At 72.5% G+C, this 4,102-nt stretch carries 4 protein-coding genes; 2 read left to right on the top strand and 2 right to left on the bottom strand.

From position 1 onward, the window contains the following. Together ABT116_RS40395 and ABT116_RS40390 are read left to right on the top strand one after the other, a co-directional pair. The coding region (locus ABT116_RS40395) for a hypothetical protein (protein ID WP_351645019.1) at positions 1-876 on the top strand (876 nt) is incomplete at its 5' end. Positions 877-906: 30 nt separating this feature from the next. Then, positions 907-1,479, top strand: coding sequence for an SLATT domain-containing protein (locus ABT116_RS40390; protein WP_351645015.1), 573 nt, complete (start codon positions 907-909; stop codon positions 1,477-1,479). A gap of 28 nt (positions 1,480-1,507) precedes the next feature. Here ABT116_RS40390 and ABT116_RS40385 read toward each other — a convergent pair whose 3' ends face one another. Continuing rightward, complete coding sequence (locus tag ABT116_RS40385; protein ID WP_351645013.1) at positions 1,508-3,124, bottom strand: carboxylesterase/lipase family protein; 1,617 nt, start codon at positions 3,122-3,124, stop codon at positions 1,508-1,510. A 102-nt stretch (positions 3,125-3,226) separates the two neighbouring features. Beyond that, positions 3,227-4,102, bottom strand: an 876-nt coding sequence (locus ABT116_RS40380; RefSeq protein ID WP_351645010.1) for an alginate lyase family protein, incomplete at its 5' end; no start/stop codon positions are given.

The raw sequence follows: 4,102 nt of genomic DNA, 5'->3' as shown, positions 1-4,102 counted from the left end.
GTCGATGCTGATGGTGGCCCGGGGAGCGGCCGCTGCCAGGAAGTCCTCCACCACCGCCGCTCCCGGTTCCCTGACCAGGGCCAGCGACCCGGTGTCACACCGGCGGCGACCCGGCTGGCCGGTCCGCTGGCGGTCCTGGAACGAGGAATGCGGGAACGGCGGCACCCGGCGGCGCTGCGTCACGAGGCCGCCTCCCTGCTGACGGGCCTGCTGGCCGCCCGGCCGGAGAGGATCCCCGCTCGAACGGCCGGGCGGCTCGCCCTGCTGGCCGAACGCCTGGCCACGCGGGACGTCCTCTTCCGGCACCCGGCCCGGGTGGTCGCCTCCCGGCTGCGCACCGCCGGCCCGCCGGGACGGTCGCCGTCCCTGTCCCTCCGCATGGACGCCGAGCTGCCCGCGGCGGCGAACCGGGAGACCGACCGTACGTACCAGCAGTCCGCGCACGATGAACTGTTCGGGGTGAGGGCGGAACAGACACCCGGCGGCCGGCTGTGGGTGACGCTGACCCTCCCGAGCCCCTCCGCTGCCGGGGAAGCGTGGACCACCGCTCCTGACGGCCTCGTAGCTCCCCTCGTCCTGCACATCGGGGAGTCGGAGCAGCGCCGGTTCTGGATCGCCCTGCGCAGCAGGGAGGAGGGTCTGCTGGGCGCCCTTGACCTGTTCGCGCCATCCGAGCGATTCGAGCTGGTCGCGGACGAACCGGCCGTGCCCTTCGCGGCGCTGCGCTCCGTTCCCGCCGCCGACCTGGTGCCTTCGCTGCACGCCTCCTCGAACGTCACGCTGCGTCTGTGGGAGGCGGCGGCGACGGCCCTCCCGCGCGACCATGCCGTACCCGGGGCCCTTCGGCTCTACCGGGAGGAGATCACCCGCCGGTGACTCGGGTGACCGACGACGAGGAGGGGCACAGTGGCAGAGAGCGGGCAGGCCGATCCGCAGGCCCGGCGGGCGGCGATCGCGGACGAGCTGCGCAGGCTCGAGGAGAGCGCGATGTACAGCGCTCAGATGCAGTTCGAGACCGCGAAGCACTGGCGGGGCGTGCACCTGATGATGGGCATCCCCACCAGCCTGCTGGCCGCCGTCGCGGGCACCACGGCCCTGGTGGAGTCGACCGGGCGGATCGCCGCGGGCATCCTCGCGCTGGCCTCCGCCGGGCTCAGCGCGATCATGACGACAGTGAACGCGCCGCAGCGCGTCTCGCACGCCACGATGTGCGCGAACGCCTATCTGGAGGTGCAGACGGCCGCCCGGCAGACCCGGGCCGTGGACCTGCCCGTGCTGCCGGTCGACGAAGCCAGGGTCGTGCTGGCGGAGCTGACCGCCCGCCGGGACGAACAGAACCGGGCCGCGGATCCCCCGGGCCGAAGCGCCTACCGGCGTGCCCAGGCCAATGTCGAGCGCGGTGGCCAGACGTACGCGGTGGACCGTGGACACACGGTGACGGGCCGGGAGGCGGCGGAACCCTCCACGACGACGCCCTGAGCGCGTGTCCCGAGGGCGTGGACGCCCCTCAGTGTCGGCGCAGTGCCCCCGAGCGACGGAGCCGCCGTACGGCTGAGCGCAGTTCCGTGGCGCGGGTGGGGGAACCGTCTGCGGGGACCGCCGCGAGGATGGGTTCCTCGGGCGTGACCGCGTCGGTCGCCCAGAGGGCGAGTTCACCGTCCCGGGGGCCGTACGCCGTGTACGCCAGGCCGTCCTCGGCGTCCGGCGCCCGGTCCCCGAAGACGCGCACCGGGTGGGTCGCGTCCCAGCGCTCCCAGCCGGGGTCGCCGTCCGTGGCGAAGCGGACCCACGCCCCGTGCATCGCCTCGGCCAGTTCCTGCGGGGCGCCCTCCCCGGCGAGTTTCCGCGACTCGGGGACGTCCCCGGTGTCGAAGACGAAGCCCAGCTCCAGCGCGTGGCAGGCGCCGAGGCCGGGCAGATTCGAGGGCCAGGCGAACTCGTAGACGTACGACGGTTCCGTGCGGGCGTCGGCCAGGTGGTGCAGGGGGATGCGGAGCAGGTGGTCGGTGACGAGCTGGCCGACGGTCTCCGCCGTACCGGCCTCGGGGTGCAGCGTGCGGTAGCCGCGCGGGACCTCGCTGCCGCAGTGGCAGCGGGCCATGGCGCCCGCGAGGGCGACGGCCCCGAGGCGGTCGACGCGCTCCAGGAGTCCGCCCGGCACCAGCCACAGTCTGTGTTCGTCGCGGGTCCAGCCCAGCAGCAGCTCGACGCCGGGGGCCGCGCCGCCGTCGGTGAGGGCCTGCAGGGGGTCGCGCGGGACGACGTCGCCGTCGATGACGAGGCCGAAGGCGGGCCCGCCGACCACCGGGCTGCTCAGTCTGCCCACCTCGGCCTGGGTGCGCAGCAGCAGGTCGCGGTCGACGGCGGCGAAGGCCTCGGCGGTGGCGGGGATCTTCAGCCGGGAGGCCATCCGGCGGACCATCCGCCGGACCTTGGCCCGCTCGGACGCCTCGGGCGGCCCGCTCTGCAGGACGGCCCGCCGGACCAGTCCCTGGGTCTGCGGGGCGGCGATGAGGGCGCCGATGCTGATCGCTCCGGCGGACTGGCCGAAGAGGGTGATGCGGCCGGGGTCGCCGCCGAAGGCCTCGATGGCCTCGTGCACCCAGGTCAGGGCGGCGATCTGGTCGCGCAGGCCGGGGTTCGGGGGTGTGTCCGGGAACAGTCCGTAGCCCTCGACGCCGAGCCGGTAGTTGATGGATACGCAGACCACGCCGTCGCGGGCGAAGGCATGCCCGTCGTAGACGGGTACGGCAGAAGAGCCCCTGGTCAGGGCGCCGCCGTGCAGCCAGATGAGGACCGGGAGGCGGGCTTTCGGGTCGGGCTGCGGGGTCCAGACGTTGAGGTTGAGGCAGTCGTCGCCGGGCACGACCGGGTCGGACAGGTAGTGGGCGAAGGCGTCGGAGTACGGCGGTTTCGGCGCGGTGGGGCCGAAGGAACCGGCGTCGCGGACACCGTCCCAGGGGGGCAGCGGCACGGGCGGGCGGAAGCGGCGGGGGCCGAAGGGAGGGGCTGCGTACGGGATGCCGCGGAAGACCGCGACACCGCGCTCGTACCGGCCCCGAAGGGCTCCGAAGGGCGTACTCACCACGGGGTCCGCCTGCGGGTCCGCCTGGTCTGCCGTCATACGTCCACCAGCCTCCTCACCGCGCTCGTGCACCGTGAAGATCAGAGCACCTCATGGTGGCCCGGTATTCCGGTGCACGAGCGGGTGTGGGGACTGTTCGGGTTACTTGGCGTACATCAGGGTGCCGAAGCCGAGCTGGTCGAACCCGCCGCTGGTGGTGCCGTAGTCACCTCCCCCGCCCTCGGGGGCGACGGAGAAGCACATCTGGGCGATGTACTTGTCGTCGAGGAGCAGGCGCCGCCCGTAGTGGTAGTGGAGCATCGCCCAGACCGGGCGGACCTGGCCGGAGGCCGAGGCGATCACCGTCTGTGACTGCTGGGAGCAGGTCTGACCGGTGCCCCAGGTGTAGGTGGTGTACGGCACGTTCATGTTCAGGTTGTACTTGGCGACGTACTGGGCGGCCTTCATGAAGCGGCGGCCGTCGTACGAGTAGAGGTCGTCGCCCTGGTTCCAGGCCATCTCGCAGAGCGCGCCCATCTGCCCCATGCCCATGAGGGTGTGGCCCTGGTCGCGGCCGGACTCCTGCCACTGGCCGAGGTCGTAGCCCTCGACGTTTCCGTACAGGAACGGGACGGCGTGCTGGACGGAACCGTTTCCCGCGCCCGACTTGAAGTAGGTGACGGCCTGGTCGTACTTGGCGGCGTTGTCGGTGAGGATCCCGATGGCCATGACGGAGGCCATGTTGCACAGATCCCAGTTGGCCCAGTAGTTGGTGACGCAGGCGTCGTTGTGCCCGGTCAGGAACTGGTTGTTGAGCGGGTAGAAGACTCTGACCAGCATCTCCTGGGCGGCGGCGAGGTCGAAGGCCGGGTGGTCCCGCATGAGTTCGCAGGCGTTCGCGAACTGCCAGCCGTAGATGCCGGCGGCGAGGAACCGGTCGGCGTTGCCGGTGACCGTGGTCAGGGTGTGTGACCAGGCGTTGAGGATGGTGGCGGCGCACTGGGCGTTGGCCTCGGTGCCGGCGACCTTCCAGCGCAG

It is taken from the genome of Streptomyces sp. NPDC002130, assembly GCF_040296465.1.
Classification (GTDB): domain Bacteria; phylum Actinomycetota; class Actinomycetes; order Streptomycetales; family Streptomycetaceae; genus Streptomyces.
This window is presented reverse-complemented; position numbering and strand designations above follow the sequence as displayed.

Bases quoted from the DNA above. Each gene is read 5' to 3' on its own strand.
- ABT116_RS40385 (WP_351645013.1), bottom strand. From the start codon at position 3,124: ATGACGGCAGACCAGGCGGACCCGCAGGCGGACCCCGTGGTGAGTACG.